This window comes from Marinilabilia salmonicolor JCM 21150, assembly GCF_000259075.1.
In the GTDB taxonomy this organism is placed as follows: Bacteria; Bacteroidota; Bacteroidia; order Bacteroidales; family Marinilabiliaceae; genus Marinilabilia; species Marinilabilia salmonicolor.
On record NZ_AJKI01000012.1, the window covers coordinates 46,467 to 61,389 of the forward strand.

A 14,923-nucleotide genomic window follows, 5' to 3' on the forward strand; every position below is an offset into this window, starting at 1 on the left:
ACAACCTGAGCGAAATAAAAACTATAATTGATAAAATCAATCAAACTGATTAACTTTACCTATAACCGATAAAAGACCATACCATGCAAAACATACAAATTGAAAATAAAAAAAACAGCCTTATTTTAACCATTAACAAGAAAGGATTAGATCAGGATTACCTTATCAGACTCGTGAAACGATTACAAACAGAGGATCTGATTTATAAATCGCAAATAAACGACAATATTCTCCAGATAGCCGAAGATCTAAATCTTGATTGGTGGAACAAAAACAAGGAGGACTTTTTGAGTACAAAGAAAAAATGAACAAAAAAGCCCTGGTTGTCGATACCAATATTATTTTCTCAGCCTTAATACCTGATCAGTCAAGAATCAGAGATCTGTTTTTTGAAAGTGATATCCTGTTTTATGCTCCAAATTATCTTATTTACGAGATTTATGCTCATAAAGAAAAGTTGCTTAAGAATTCAAAGCTTAATGAACAGGAGTTCTATATTATTCTAAACAATCTTCTGGAGTGTATTCAGTTCGTTCCAATTGCTTTAATCGATCAAACCTCAAAGAAAAAAGCGTACATGCTTTGCAAAGACATCGATGAAAAAGATACTCCATTTGTTGCTTTATCAATTTATCTCAACCATCCTCTTTGGACTGGTGATAAAGCGCTTAAAGTTGGACTGAAAAGAAAAAACTTTGAATTACTGTTTTAGAAAGACCAATGATCAATGTTCAATGAACAATAATCAATTATCAATGACCTTTTAATCCGTGGACACAACCCAGTTGCGAAACAACATCCGCACGCAGGGCATAGGTCAATGACCAATTATCAATAATCAATGACCAATCATCTGTATTCATCTGTGCCATCTGCGGACAACCCAAAGTTGCGCAAGCAACAAGCCGCACGCAGTGCATAAATTCGTTTAATTCGTTAAATTCGTGGACAAAAAAAAGTTGCGAAGCAACAGCCGCCTGCAAGGCATAAGTCAATGATCAATTACCAATGATCAATGATCAATAAATCTGTGTTCATCTGCGGACAAAAGAATCATTCAGCCCAAACAGATCTGTCATTCTGAGCCTGCGAAGAATCTCAAAAAAACCAGAAAGTAGTTTTTAATAAATTACCAATAACCATTAATCTGCGTCCATCTGCGACATCTGCGGACAACCCAAAGTTGCGCAAGCAACCAAGCCGCACGCAGTGCACAATTCGTGAAATTCGATGAATTCGTGAACAAAAAAAGGTTGCGAAGCAACAGCCGCCCGCAGGGCATAAATCAATGATCAGTTATCAATAACCAATTACTAATAAAATCTGTGCCATCAGTGGACAAAAAAACCGTTGCGCAAGCAACCCACTCACATATAACCAATGACTGAAAATTACGACCTCATCATCCGCCCCAAGCGGCATGCATTCGACATCAATTTCAAAGAAATATGGCAGTACCGCGACCTGCTCTATATGTTCGTCAAGCGGGATGTCATCACCATTTACAAGCAAACCGTCCTGGGTCCCATCTGGTTTGTGGTGCAGCCTATCCTCACCACCGCCATATATATCCTGGTGTTCGGCAATATCGCCAAGATCAGTACCGATGGCGTTCCCGGCACCCTCTTCTACCTGGCCGGTGTGGTTCTCTGGAACTACTTTGCCGAAAGCTTCAACACCACCTCCAAAACATTTAAGGAGAATGCCGACATCTTTGGAAAAGTCTATTTCCCGCGGCTCATCATGCCCTTTGCCAAAGTCACATCGGGACTCATAAAATTCGGGATACAGTTTGTCTTTTTCCTGGCTGTGTATGCTTATTATCTGATATCGGGCGAAGCCAGCGTACAACCCAACATGCACATCCTGTTGTTACCCCTGCTGGTACTCCTCATGGCCATGTTTGGTCTGGGTGCAGGCCTCATATTCACCAGTCTCACCACCAAGTACCGCGACCTCACCTTCCTGTTACAGTTTGGGGTACAACTGCTGATGTATGCCACCCCGGTGATCTATCCGCTCAGCACCATCCCCGATGGCAAACTAAAAATGCTTATCCTGGCCAACCCCATCACCCCGCTCATGGAAACATTCAAATATGCCTTCCTGGGTGCCGGCCACTTCAGCTGGATGAGTCTTGGGTACAGCATCGCCTTTGCAACCATATTGCTGACGGCAGGTATCGTGGTGTTTCATAAAACGGAGAGAAACTTTATCGATACAGTGTAATCCGCAAAAATTTATTATCGCTTCGCGATTTTTTGTTATCCGCAGATGACGCAGATGAACGCAGATATTAAAAACAAAACCCAGGCTCATATTAGTTAGTAGCGAAAGTCCAAGACAGACTGGAGCATATATATGCGTAGCAACAACAATCTGCGTTTATCTGCGGATAAAACCAATGTTGCGCAAGCAACAATCATCTGTGCCTATCTGCGTCATCTGCGGATAAATCACGTTGCGAAGCAACCGCCTGAAGGGCCAATAAAAAATTAGTAAAAAAATGAGCAATACAGTAATTAAAATAAATCCACCATCATGATTACAAAAATCAGTAAAAAAGACTCAAAAGAAGAGATCAAAAAACATCTCGAAAAGATAGAAAGACATAAATCCCGTGATAAAGGTTTTGATGCTTACAAATTTTGTGGGGCTGTAAAATTTAAAGAAGATGGCTTGAGCCTTCAAAAAAAGATGAGAGATGAATGGGAATAAAATATTTATAGATACAAATACAGCTATTTATTTGTTAAATGGTGACACGACGCTTGCAGAAGTTCTAAATGGTAAAAGAATTTTTATCTCCTTCATCTCCCAACTCGAATTGTTAGGATATAAAATGATTTCTGACGATGAAGTTGAGACCATAAAGCTTATGCTGGATAGTTTTGCAATTATTGATATAAATGATAAAATAAAATCCCTGGTAATAACCCTCAGGAGAAAGTATTCCATCAAATTACCAGATTGTATAATAGCTGCGACAGCTATTTATTACGATTCCCCGCTTATTACCTCAGATAAAGGTTTTAAAAAAATCGAAGAATTAGATCTGATTCTTTACGAGTAGCATAAGTCCACGAATAAAAATATTTTAACGGCTTGCGCCGTTTTGTTTTGGGTCCACGAATTTAACGAATGAACGCGAATTTTAAATCGCTTCGCGATTAGGCTACCGTCCGCAGATGACGCAGATGGACGCAGATATTAAAAACAAAACCCAGGCTTATATTAGTTAGTAGCGAAAGTACAAGACAAACAGGAGCATACATGGATAAACAAAATTGCGTAGCAACAACAATCTGCGTTTATCTGCGGATAAAACCAATGTTGCGCAAGCAACAATCATCTGTGTCTATCTGCGTCATCTGCGGATAAATCACGTTGCGAAGCAACCGCCCGAAGGGCCAATAATACATTAGTGGAAAACATGAGCAATACAGTAATCAAAATAGAAAATCTTTCGAAGATTTACCGCCTAGGCGAAATAGGCACCGGCACATTAAGCCACGACCTTAACCGCTGGTGGGCCATAAACAACCGCGGCAAAGACGACCCCTACGCCCTCGTAGGCGGCGTTAACGACCGCACCGCCAGGGCCACCAAAGGCGAGCACATAGCGGCCCTCAAAGACATCAACCTGGAAGTAAAACAGGGGGAAGTACTCGGATGAAAGTCCTCAGCCACGAAATATGGATTAATAAAAGTATGATTTTACATTGATAACATGATACACATAATCTTGAAAATGGCTTAAAAAAATGCCTATATTTACAACACAAAACCAAAATTAAATCCCGTTGTGATGCACAAACATTTAACGTCAATAAATGAAATGAAAATAATTCCGATAGTGGCAAGAAAAGCAACATCAGAAAGCTTTAAAAATGCAATAAAGGAAAAATTATCAGTCATCTTCAAAGAAGGTAGAAACATTGTTGAAATGCGCCCTAATGGTGAAAAAATTGTTAAGCATCGATTAAATTACACGCATCGTAATCTCGAAAAAAAATTTAAGTTATTGTAATATAACCCATGGCCCAAAAACGTCTCAGGCTTTTCGCGGGCCCTAATGGGTCTGGTAAAACAACCATTATTAATAAAATTCCTGATAACATCAATCTCGGTTTCTTAATTAATGCCGATGATATTGAAGCAGAATTACGAAAAAATGGTTATTTCAACCTAAAAAATCATCAACTAAAACTTACCACCTCCGAATTACAAAATTTTATTTCAAATGAAGGTGCATCATCTGTAAAACTACCTGTCAACAGATTTATTGACCAATTTTACATCTCTAATCAAAAAGTATTTATTCCTAAAAAATTATTGAACTCTTACATTGCTGCTGACATTGCTGCTTTATTAAGAATTCAACATGCTAAAGCTGGTCATTCTTTCACTTTTGAAACAGTTTTAAGTCACCCTTCAAAAATTGATTTTATTACAACGGCCAAACAAAACGGATACCGTATTTATTTGTATTACATCGCTACTGAATCGGCTGATATAAATGTTAATCGTGTCAATATAAGAGTTACCCAAAAAGGACATTCGGTACCCGAAGCAACAATCCGGGCAAGATACAAGCGTTCTTTGGCACTTTTATATAAAACTATCAAAGTTTCAGACAGAGCTTTCCTTTTCGATAATTCAGGCAAAGAAAGTTTCTTCTTTGCTGAAATAACGGATGGCTCGGATGTGGAAATAAAATGCGACGATGAAAATATTCCAGAATGGTTCTTTTCTTATGTATTGAACAGATGATTCAAGCAGCTTTTTGTTCACGCTTTTTTCTATCTCCACCGAAACTTCTCTATTTTTGCACCGTAGTAAAAAACGATCTTTCTCCGGTGGGCTTACTGTGACTCACCGTGCCGTAGGCATGGAGGAAACGCAATGACCAGTTAGCAATGAGCAATGACCAGTTATCAATAAACCCAACATACAACAAATTAAAGACGCTTGCTGAAAAGTTTCCGGAGGACGAATTTCTCCAATGCCTTCTGGAAACCTATCGTCCATATCCCCCAACCGATCAATCGGACGATGATTTGCTCTACGCAGCTCTCAAAGAGAAATACAACCTTTAATGAAGCTTAAAGGGAGTCCACAAATAAAATATTTAAACGGCTTACGCCGTTTTGTTTTGGGGTCCACGAATTTCACGAATTGTACGAATTTTGGGCCTTCGGCCTTTATGTTGCAAAGCAACATTATTTTAGAACTGCTTGCAGTTCTTATAATTCGTGTAATTCGTATAATTCGTGGACCAAAAAACGTTGCGAAGCAACCGCCCGCACGCAGTGCATAATTCGCGTTAATTAACGTCATTCGGTGACACAAAAAGTTGCGAAGCAACCCGCACCCAGTGCAAAAAACATTAGTGAAAAAAATGAGCAATACAGTTATCAAAATAGAAAACCTCTCCAAGATTTACCGCCTCGGTGAAATAGGCACCGGTACCCTCTCCCACGACCTAAACCGCTGGTGGGCCATGAACATACGTGGAAAAGACGACCCCTACGCCCTCGTAGGCGGCGTCAACGACCGCACCGCCAAGGCCACCAAAGGAGAGCACATCGCCGCTTTGAAAGACATCAACCTCGAAGTAAAACAAGGCGAAGTACTCGGCATCATTGGCAAGAACGGAGCAGGCAAAAGCACCCTGCTGAAAGTCCTTAGCCGCGTTACCTCCCCCACCACCGGGAGCATCAGCGTGAAAGGCCGCCTGGCCTCACTCTTAGAGGTAGGCACCGGCTTTCACCCCGAGATGACGGGCCGCGAAAACATCTACATGAACGGCACCATCATGGGCATGCGCAAGTGGGAGATCTCCCGCAAGCTCGACGAGATCGTGGAATTTGCCGGCGTGGCCAAATACTTAGATACCCCCGTGAAGCGTTACTCCAGCGGTATGACGGTACGCCTGGGCTTTGCCGTGGCGGCCCACCTGGAACCGGAAATTCTCGTGGTTGATGAAGTACTGGCGGTAGGCGATGCGGAGTTCCAGAAAAAGGCCATCGGGAAAATGCAGGATGTGAGTACCAATGATGGGAGGACGGTGTTGTTTGTGAGTCATAATATGGCAAGTGTGAAAAAACTTTGTAACAGAGGGGTTTTAATACAGAATGGAAACATTATTTATGGAGATACAGCTGACAAAACAGTAGATTTTTATCAGAGAGGAAACGCAGGTACTACACAAAACCAAGTTTTTATTGAGGAAAATGATCAGAATAATAAAGGGATACAACCCAAAGAAATAAAACTAACCCCGCTAATTGGAGAAAATATTGATGTAGAATCAGGAGTTAAAATTTTTATTAAGCTCAAAAACCACTTAGAGAATTCAAATATTACTTCAAGTATTAATATATTTACAACAGATGACATTCAACTTTTTGAAGCCCCATGTTTTATTTCACAAAATAAAGATTCAAAAAAGGGAACTTATGAACTTTTGGCAACGATTCCGCCTTACTTTTTAAATGCTGATAAATATAGAATAAAATTAGTTGTTGCTGAAAATCAAAAGTACGTACTATATAAAAATGAGAACATCCTCACCTTTGAAATCGAAGATACTTCATTTAATAAAGGCCATAGTTTAAATAAAGTACCGGGAATTTTAAGACCCAAAATTACCTGGGAGGTCATTCATTCATGAAATACTTGAAACAATTTATACTAAATTTTTGGGTGCATAATTTGCAGCAAATAAGAATTGCTGTATTTAAAAAACTTTCCACAAACCAAATAAATGGGAAACCCAATATTATTCAACCTGCTCTTTTTTTAGGCCAGGGACAAATCAATTTTTCTAAGAATGTTCAAATTGGTTATTATCCCTCTCCATTTTTCTATTCAACCAACGCCCATTTTGAAGCAAGGACAAAAAATTCAAGGATAACCATAGGGGAAAAAGTTTATTTCAACAACAATTTTGTCGCTATTGCTGAAAAAGAAATAACACTTGGGAACAATATATTGATAGGGACTAATGTAGAAATTTATGATTCGGATTTTCATAATATTGATCCAGCTTTGCGCTTTGGTGGGCATGAATACGAAAAAGCAGAAGTGAAAATTCAAGATAATGTATGGATTGGTTCGAATGTTAAAATATTAAAAGGAGTAACCATAGGAGAAAACAGCGTTATTGCTAGTGGGGCAATTGTCACGAAAAGTATACCAGAAAATGTCCTTGCGGGTGGTATTCCGGCAAAAATTCTAAAAAAAATTGGGAATGAATCCTAAGCTCATCAACCTCCCCAAAATCCTCGACAAAAGAGGAAACCTCAGCATCATTGAGGAAAAACAACATATACCTTTTGGTATACAACGGGTGTATTGGATATATGATGTGCCAGGAGGGGAATACAGAGGGGGCCATGCATTTAAAGAAAACCACGAATTAATAGTAGCACTTTCCGGCAGTTTTGATGTAGTGCTTCACGATGGGAAAGAAGAGAAGAAATATAGTTTAAACAGATCATATTATGGGCTATATGTCCCTAAAATGATATGGAGAAGTATTGAAAATTTTTCTACTAATGCCCTGGCACTAATCCTGGCCAGCACAGATTTTTCTAAAGAAGACTATATAAGAGATTTTTCATCTTTCCAAACTTTAATAAAGTGAAAAAACATCCCAAAATATATGACTGTGCTGTCATTGAAATGCCCACTGTAAAAAATCGAGCTGGAAATATTTCAATTTTTGAGAACCAACATGAAGTACCTTTTAAAACAAAAAGAGTCTTTTTCTTATATGATATTCCTGCCGGAGAGGATCGGGGTGCTCATGCACATAAAGAATGCCATCAATTTTTAATTGCTGCAAGCGGTAGTTTTGATGTGCTGTTAGACGACGGTACACATAAAAAAATTGTAAACCTTAATCGGCCTTATTATGGATTACATATACCTCCTGGCATATGGGCACATGAACTTAATTTTTCAGCAGGAGCCATTTGTCTTGTACTAACATCACATGGATATGATGAGGAGGATTATATCCGTAATTATCAAACTTATCTAAACTTTATTAGATGATACATGCATTGGCCGATGTGCAAAGTAAAAACATTGGCAAAAACACCCAGGTTTGGCAATTCTCTGTTATTCTCAAAAATGCAAGGATCGGAGAAAATTGTAATATTAACTGTCATACTTTCATTGAAAATGATGTTGTTATGGGAAATAATGTAACGGTAAAATCTGGTGTGTATTTGTGGGATGGCATCACCATTGAAGACGATGTTTTCATTGGACCTAATGCAACCTTTATAAACAACTCAAATGTAAGATCAAAACAATATCCGGGAAAACATATTGGTGCCACTATAAAAAAGGGTGCTTCCATCGGTGCTAATTCAACAATAATGGGAAATCTCACTATTTCTGAATATGCATTTATTGGTGCCGGCAGTGTTGTAACAAAGGATATCCCTCCATATACCTTATGTTACGGCAACCCCGCAAAACAACATGGATTTGTTTGTAAATGTGGCAACAAACTTTCCCCCGAATTACACTGTACAAAGTGTAAAAAGAGTTATAAATTACAGAACAATACCATTTCTGAATTGTAAAAAATTGGCCATGCAACTACATATTATAAAAAAAAACAATGAGTTTGTTTTAGTCAATCCTCCACAGGATCTTGCGGACAAATTTTTCATTGAGATTGACAGGGAAAATATTATACCTGAAGAAAAAATAAAGGAGTCAAATTCTCAGGAAAGTAATGCATTTAAAAAGACCCAAGTGCTATATAAGCAAAACCCCAAAGATGACTTTATCAAAGCATTGCATGAAAGTACGCCTCCTCACTACCAATACAAAGCTTCTGACAAGACTGATGACGACTTATTGTACGATGCTTTAAAAGCAAAATATGAGTTAGAAAAATAATATGGTTATCTTTATTAAGTTATGCAACTGACTCTTTTAAAAACCACCACCGGGTATATTATTCAAAACCCTCCTGCTTCATGGGAAACGACTCTTCCGATCGGTATTCTCATAAAAGAGGAAGATTTATCTTTACCCGTAAAAGAGAAGGAAAATAAAAAATTAACAGCAGAAGAACCTACTCCCCATTATCATAAAAAAAAAATAAGAGGCAATATTTTCTATAAACGTCCGAAGCAGGCAAATCCCAAAGACCATATCATAGAAATTGAAAAAAAAGATAACAACTACATTGTAAAAAAAATTCCTGCGAATATGCCGGAACGTTTTTACATTAAACTTAACGAACCCGAAAGACGAAAATCAGACAAAATGAATGATGCCACCTATCAGGAATTAAAAGCAATGGCTACAAAACATCCTGAAAACACACTTTTGCAAAAAAAATTGAAATACTATTCGCCTTATCCTGATGAGAGTGATTTTAGCGATGATGATGCTCTTTTTTTAGCCCTAAAGGAAAAATATGATTCATAAGTATATTTGGGACAACAACATTTGCCTCGACTTCCTGCTTAATCGTAAGGCCGTAAATCCACTGGCACTAAAACTCTTTAATGTTTTCATCGATAACCAGGTAAGCATTTTCGTTTCTTCAAGCCAGCTGCACAATATTCAGTACATGTTTTTCAAGTTATGTAAGCTGCATGACATTATTTCAACAGAACAAGCTAAAGACATTTGGGATGATTTTTTCTCTAAAATTGAAATTGTAAAAACACCGGCTTATCTGGACGATGGACACCCTTTATTGGAATCCGATATTGAAGATTACCTGATCGAATTATCAGCACAAACACTCAAAAACAGTAAAATTATTACCCGCGACAAAAAGTTCCTTCAACAAAGTAACCTCGCAATCACTGTTGATGAAGCAATTTCAGAAATCGAAGAACAGGAAGAAAAAAACATTTCTTTCCTAAATCTCGAGCAGGTAAACCTTCCACATAGAATTGAAATCGAAAAAGGCATCGACCGCGTTCTTACAAGTGGCTGGTACCTGCAGGGCAATGAGGTAAATGCTTTTGAGAAAGAATATGCACAATTTATCGGCACCAATCACTGCATTGGTGTAGCCAACGGTCTGGATGCTTTACGCCTTATTTTGCGGGCTTATATAGAAATGGGGCAATTAAAGACAGGAGACGAAATTATTGTTCCTGCCAATACCTACATTGCTTCTATATTGTCCATTAGTGATAACAACCTGAAACCATTGCTGGTAGAGCCAAATATCAATACCTACAACATCGATCCTTCTAAAATTGAAGAAAAAATCACTTCAAAAACAAAAGGAATCATGATTGTCCATTTATACGGCCAAAATGCCATGTATCCGGAAATTGAACATTTGGTGGGTAAGTATAACCTGAAACTCATTGAGGACAATGCACAGGCCCAGGGCTGTTTTTACGGAGAAAAACGGACGGGTAGTCTTGGCCATGCCGCCGGTCACAGTTTCTATCCCGGTAAAAACCTTGGTGCTTTGGGAGACGCAGGAGCTGTAACAACCGACGATGAACAATTAGCAGCCACCATTCGTGCCATTGCCAATTATGGGTCTTCCAAAAAATACATCAACGATTACAAAGGATTGAATAGTCGGCTGGATGAAATTCAGGCTGCTGTGTTACGCACAAAGCTTAGTGGTCTGGATGAAGACAACAAACAACGCTCAGAAATTGCCCGCTATTATACCGAAAACATAGTGAATCCAAATATCACTTTACCTGTATCAAAAGACTTTTTCAAACCATCCAACCCTGCCACCATCCAACCTTTAACCCCTAATACCCATGTCTGGCACATCTACCCAATCCGATGTCAACAACGCGATAAATTACAACAACACCTTGCCGCCAATGGCATTCAAACGCTCATACATTATCCTGTTCCACCTCATAAACAAAATGCCTATAAAGAATGGAACAGGCAAGATTGGCCTTTGACGGAACAAATTCATAAAGAGATTTTGAGTTTGCCGATTAGTCCGGTGATAAAATTGGAGGAAGTGCAAAAAATCACCGAAATAATTAACCATTATGAATAAAAATCCATTAGTATCCTTTTGCTTGTTTTGCTATAATCAAGAAGAATTCATCGAAGAAGCAATCGAAGGAGCTCTAGATCAAACTTATTCACCATTAGAAATTATAATATCAGATGATTGTTCAACAGATTCTACTTTCCAGATAATTGAGAAAAAAGTAGCTAATTACAAAGGACCTCACAAACTAATCGTCAGACAAAATCCAAAAAATTTAGGTTTAGCAGAGCATGTAAATACAGTACTATACAAAATTGCAACAGGTGAATATTTTGCCATGGCAGCAGGCGATGATATCTCTTTACCAGAAAGAATAGATACTTCAATCATTTTTTTCAGACAAAACCCAGATATTGTCGCACTAAGCTCTAGCTTAGAAGTAATTAACAATAAAAGCATTATACAAGGGGAACAAATTTCAGTAAAAAAAAATCAGATTTTTGACCTTAAGTTTTATAGTTCCCTTAATTTTAAACACATAAATGGTCCTAGTCGAATATTAAAAAGAGAAATAATAAAATATTTTCCACCACTAAATAAGAACTGTCCAACCGAAGATACAACATTTTTATTAAGATGTTTTATCATTGGAAAGGTAGCACAACTTGAAAAAAAATTAGTGCTCTATAGAAAACATGCAAATAATATAACCTCAAAGAAAAATATTCATAAAATTAAAGTTTCGAACATTTTCAAACAATACAAGAAAGATATTTCACATGCAAACAAACAAGGTCTTTTAAATAAGCAAGAATTTTCACTGGTCAACAAAAGGATTAGTAAACTAAAACAAGAAAAAACACCTAAAACAAGAAATATTATATTGAAATATGCAAAAAAAGGCATCAATATAATTCCAAAATTATTCTCGAATAAGACTTTAAGAGTCCATTTTCTTCACAAAGTATTTATTAAATTTTTCCCATCTCTCAAATTCTTATTCGATGCTTTTCTTTTAAGAAAAGCAAAAATAAAAGACATTTTCAAGTCGCTTAACAATTATTATTTCAATAAAGAAAAAGCAATTTTTGTCCAAGGACTAACGGAGAGCAAAAATTTTGGTGATGCATTAAATGTTCCTTTTTTTACAGATTTAGTGGGGATGAAAACAATCGAAACAAACAACATCCCAGATACTCGTGAAAATAAAATACTCGCAATTGGGAGCATCCTGCATTTATGTGATAGTTATACTTACGTATGGGGTGCTGGCTGCGTATCTCAAGCGCATATGCCAGGAAAAAAACCAAAACAAGTCTGTGCTGTCCGAGGTCCTCTTACTAGAGATTTACTTATAAAATGTGGTATCAACTGTCCAAATGTATTTGGAGATCCTGCATTATTACTTCCTTTTTTGTATAAACCAAACAGAAATATAAAGAAGTATAAATATGGAGTAATTCCCCACTACATTGAAAACAATGCGGATATTTTAAAAACATTAACCCACAGAAGTGATGTTAAGATAATAAATATTAACACTGGACGGAATTACAAAAAATTCATAAACATAATCAGTTCCTGCGAAATAATTATTTCAAGCTCACTTCATGGGCTTATTATTGCCGATGCATATAATATTCCTAATATTTGGGTAAATTTTTCCAATAAAGTCATAGGTAATGGCTTCAAATTTCGGGATTACTTTTTGTCTGTAAATAAGCCAATCATGCAACCTATAAAAATTGAAAATTTATTTGATGAAAAGATCATTAATGAATTTGCATCTCAATGGATAAAACCGCAAATTGATTTAGAGAAACTTATCGATTCATTTCCTTTCGAGTTAATCAATGATCGTGGAAAGATAAATTTACAAAGAATAAAATCCAAAATGAAAAATACTTCAACCACACCAGAGCATAATAAAAACTATGGAATTCAAATAAAGGAATCAAAATGCAACAAAATACGCCTTTAATTTCAATTATTATAACAACTTTCAACAGACCTGAAAAGATAATTTCGGCAATAAATAGTGTAATTAATCAAACTTTTCAGAATTTTGAATTAATAATAATTAATGATGGATCTACAATAAATTATGACAAAGTAGAATTGTACTGTGAAAAATATGGTGATAAAATAAAATACTTAAAAAAGAAAAATGAAGAGCGTAGTATTGCAAGAAATTTTGCTATTAGTTTGGCAAAAGGCGCCTGGGTTTGTTTTTTAGATGACGATGATATTTATTACAAAAATCACTTACAGGTATTTTATGAAAGACTAAAAACCGAAAAGAGAACAAACGTCTTATACCATACATTATCTGTACACAGATTTCCAGATGGAACAATAAAGAAGCAATCATTGGCCAATCAAAATTACCAAGGTACAGCAAAAATACTTAATGACCAGTTTGCAATAAATACTATTTGCGTTCCAACTAAATTGCTTCAAGAAAATAAATTTAATCCACAATTAAATTATGGTGAAGATTACGAATTATGGTTAAGGCTCGCAGAAGTTGTTACATTTATTCCGATTAATGTTTACACCAATGAATATATCCATCACACCGAAAGCACTACTGCTTATAGTTTTTTATCTCTCTCGTCTAAAATCAAAACTTTAATCTATTTAAAAAAGGTATACCCACATTTATTTTCTAAAAAAGAATTAAATAAAAAAATTGGAAATTTGGCCATTGGAGCAGCAGCATTTAAATCCAAAAACCAATTTTACTATATTAAACTGGTTTTAACAATAACACCTAAAAAAATATTTAGCAGGCAGTTTTGGGGTCTCGCAAAAAAAATACTATAATGAGTAAAAATAAACCTATTTTTGTCACATCCCCACTCCTTCCTCCTCTTGAGGAATTCCAAACATACCTCAAGGAAATATGGGAATCCAAATGGCTCACCAACAACGGGCAGTTCCACCAACAACTTGAAAAGGAACTATGTGATTACCTCGGTGTAAAACACGTATGTTTGTTCAGCAACGGTACCCTAGCCTTAATTACAGCTTTACAAGCTCTAGGCATTACCGGTGAAGTTATCACCACCCCTTTCAGTTTTGTGGCTACCACCCACTCGCTTTGGTGGAACAATATAAAACCGGTGTTTGTCGATATCGATCCTTACACATTCAATCTTGATCCCACAAAAGTAGAAGCTGCCATTACACCAAAAACAACTGCCATAATGCCGGTACATGTATACGGCACCCCTTGCAACCTGAAAGCATTTGAACAAATAGCAGAAACCTATAATCTAAAATTGATTTACGACGCAGCGCATGCTTTTGGTGTTGAAATCAATGGGAATTCAATTCTAAATTTTGGAGATCTTAGCATCCTCAGCTTCCATGCCACTAAAGTTTTCAACACTTTTGAAGGTGGAGCGATTATTTGTCAAGATGAGAAAATGAAGCGCCATATTGATGACCTAAAAAACTTTGGGTTTCGTGGCGAAACCACAGTTGTTGCTGCGGGGATCAATGCCAAAATGAACGAAATGCAAGCTGCTTTTGGTATATTACAATTGAAATACATTGAAGAAGCAAGGGAAAAACGTAAAAAAATTGCGAAAACATATCGTCAGACTTTAAAAAGCACGGAAGGAATCACCTGTTTAAATGATTTTCCCGACATAAAACATGCTTACTCCTATTTTCCGGTGCTAATTGAACAGGAAAAATATGGCATGAGTCGCGACCAACTTTACGAAAAACTCAAAGAAAATAACATATACAGCAGACGATACTTTTATCCGCTAATTAGTAATTTCCCTACTTACAAAGGGTTATCATCTGCAAAAAAAGATAATTTGCCAAATGCGAATAATATTGCAAAACATGTTTTGTGTTTGCCTATTTACCCGTCTCTCGAAATTGAGGATGTATATAGGATATCAGATATAATATTAGAAAGTAAATTTAAATAAT

The 14,923-nt window shown here is 36.8% G+C and carries 20 protein-coding genes; all 20 read left to right on the plus strand.

Going from position 1 to position 14,923, the window contains the following annotated elements; genetic code table 11:
- The first annotated feature begins 83 nt into the window (after positions 1 to 83).
- The 20 genes from W7W_RS0108925 (at position 84) to W7W_RS0109025 (ending at position 14,922) form a co-directional block, all read left to right on the plus strand.
- Positions 84 to 308, plus strand: coding sequence for a hypothetical protein (locus tag W7W_RS0108925; protein WP_010663445.1), 225 nt, complete (start codon positions 84 to 86; stop codon positions 306 to 308).
- Positions 305 to 712, plus strand: a complete 408-nt coding sequence (locus tag W7W_RS0108930) for a PIN domain-containing protein (protein ID WP_010663446.1) — start codon at positions 305 to 307, stop codon at positions 710 to 712. Before W7W_RS0108925 ends, W7W_RS0108930 begins: the two co-directional genes overlap by 4 nt.
- A gap of 761 nt (positions 713 to 1,473) precedes the next feature.
- The gene (locus tag W7W_RS0108935) at positions 1,474 to 2,229 is read left to right on the plus strand and encodes an ABC transporter permease (RefSeq protein WP_234408800.1); all 756 of its coding nucleotides are present in this window, start codon (positions 1,474 to 1,476) and stop codon (positions 2,227 to 2,229) included.
- Positions 2,230 to 2,541: 312 nt separating this feature from the next.
- Positions 2,542 to 2,718, plus strand: coding sequence for a hypothetical protein (locus tag W7W_RS23700; RefSeq protein ID WP_010663448.1), 177 nt, complete (start codon positions 2,542 to 2,544; stop codon positions 2,716 to 2,718).
- Positions 2,705 to 3,073, plus strand: a complete 369-nt coding sequence (locus W7W_RS0108945; RefSeq protein WP_010663449.1) for a type II toxin-antitoxin system VapC family toxin — start codon at positions 2,705 to 2,707, stop codon at positions 3,071 to 3,073. The genes W7W_RS23700 and W7W_RS0108945 overlap by 14 nt, the downstream gene beginning before the upstream one ends.
- Positions 3,074 to 3,433: 360 nt before the next feature.
- Positions 3,434 to 3,676 (plus strand): polysaccharide/polyol phosphate ABC transporter ATPase, encoded by a 243-nt coding sequence (locus tag W7W_RS0108950; protein ID WP_010663450.1) that lies wholly within the window; start codon positions 3,434 to 3,436, stop codon positions 3,674 to 3,676.
- Positions 3,677 to 3,808: 132 nt separating this feature from the next.
- Positions 3,809 to 4,030 (plus strand): hypothetical protein, encoded by a 222-nt coding sequence (locus tag W7W_RS0108955; RefSeq protein ID WP_010663451.1) that lies wholly within the window; start codon positions 3,809 to 3,811, stop codon positions 4,028 to 4,030.
- Between the two features lie 8 nt (positions 4,031 to 4,038).
- Positions 4,039 to 4,773 carry a zeta toxin family protein gene (locus W7W_RS0108960; protein WP_010663452.1) on the plus strand — a complete coding sequence of 245 codons (735 nt, stop codon included), beginning with the start codon at positions 4,039 to 4,041 and terminating at the stop codon, positions 4,771 to 4,773.
- 146 nt (positions 4,774 to 4,919) lie between these two features.
- On the plus strand, positions 4,920 to 5,099 hold the full coding sequence (locus tag W7W_RS0108965; RefSeq protein ID WP_025007059.1) for a hypothetical protein: 180 nt from the start codon (positions 4,920 to 4,922) through the stop codon (positions 5,097 to 5,099).
- Positions 5,100 to 5,401: 302 nt separating this feature from the next.
- The gene (locus W7W_RS0108975) at positions 5,402 to 6,676 is read left to right on the plus strand and encodes an ABC transporter ATP-binding protein (protein ID WP_010663454.1); all 1,275 of its coding nucleotides are present in this window, start codon (positions 5,402 to 5,404) and stop codon (positions 6,674 to 6,676) included.
- Positions 6,673 to 7,266 (plus strand): DapH/DapD/GlmU-related protein, encoded by a 594-nt coding sequence (locus W7W_RS0108980; RefSeq protein ID WP_010663455.1) that lies wholly within the window; start codon positions 6,673 to 6,675, stop codon positions 7,264 to 7,266. Before W7W_RS0108975 ends, W7W_RS0108980 begins: the two co-directional genes overlap by 4 nt.
- Positions 7,256 to 7,651 carry a sugar 3,4-ketoisomerase gene (locus W7W_RS0108985; RefSeq protein ID WP_010663456.1) on the plus strand — a complete coding sequence of 132 codons (396 nt, stop codon included), beginning with the start codon at positions 7,256 to 7,258 and terminating at the stop codon, positions 7,649 to 7,651. Before W7W_RS0108980 ends, W7W_RS0108985 begins: the two co-directional genes overlap by 11 nt.
- Positions 7,648 to 8,064, plus strand: a complete 417-nt coding sequence (locus W7W_RS0108990; protein WP_010663457.1) for a sugar 3,4-ketoisomerase — start codon at positions 7,648 to 7,650, stop codon at positions 8,062 to 8,064. Before W7W_RS0108985 ends, W7W_RS0108990 begins: the two co-directional genes overlap by 4 nt.
- The gene (locus W7W_RS0108995; protein WP_010663458.1) at positions 8,061 to 8,603 is read left to right on the plus strand and encodes an acyltransferase; all 543 of its coding nucleotides are present in this window, start codon (positions 8,061 to 8,063) and stop codon (positions 8,601 to 8,603) included. Before W7W_RS0108990 ends, W7W_RS0108995 begins: the two co-directional genes overlap by 4 nt.
- Before the next feature lie 10 nt (positions 8,604 to 8,613).
- A complete protein-coding gene (locus tag W7W_RS0109000) occupies positions 8,614 to 8,925 on the plus strand; it encodes a hypothetical protein (protein WP_010663459.1) in 312 nt (103 codons plus the stop codon).
- Between the two features lie 21 nt (positions 8,926 to 8,946).
- Positions 8,947 to 9,462 carry a hypothetical protein gene (locus tag W7W_RS0109005; RefSeq protein ID WP_010663460.1) on the plus strand — a complete coding sequence of 172 codons (516 nt, stop codon included), beginning with the start codon at positions 8,947 to 8,949 and terminating at the stop codon, positions 9,460 to 9,462.
- Positions 9,452 to 11,035: a DegT/DnrJ/EryC1/StrS aminotransferase family protein gene (locus W7W_RS0109010; protein WP_010663461.1), complete on the plus strand. Its 1,584-nt coding sequence runs from the start codon at positions 9,452 to 9,454 to the stop codon at positions 11,033 to 11,035. The genes W7W_RS0109005 and W7W_RS0109010 overlap by 11 nt, the downstream gene beginning before the upstream one ends.
- On the plus strand, positions 11,028 to 12,953 hold the full coding sequence (locus W7W_RS22850) for a glycosyltransferase (protein WP_010663462.1): 1,926 nt from the start codon (positions 11,028 to 11,030) through the stop codon (positions 12,951 to 12,953). Before W7W_RS0109010 ends, W7W_RS22850 begins: the two co-directional genes overlap by 8 nt.
- Positions 12,932 to 13,798: a glycosyltransferase family 2 protein gene (locus W7W_RS22855; protein ID WP_010663463.1), complete on the plus strand. Its 867-nt coding sequence runs from the start codon at positions 12,932 to 12,934 to the stop codon at positions 13,796 to 13,798. The genes W7W_RS22850 and W7W_RS22855 overlap by 22 nt, the downstream gene beginning before the upstream one ends.
- Entirely contained in the window at positions 13,798 to 14,922 is a 1,125-nt protein-coding gene (locus W7W_RS0109025) for a DegT/DnrJ/EryC1/StrS family aminotransferase (protein WP_010663464.1), read from the plus strand. Before W7W_RS22855 ends, W7W_RS0109025 begins: the two co-directional genes overlap by 1 nt.
- The last annotated feature ends 1 nt before the right edge of the window (position 14,923 follow it).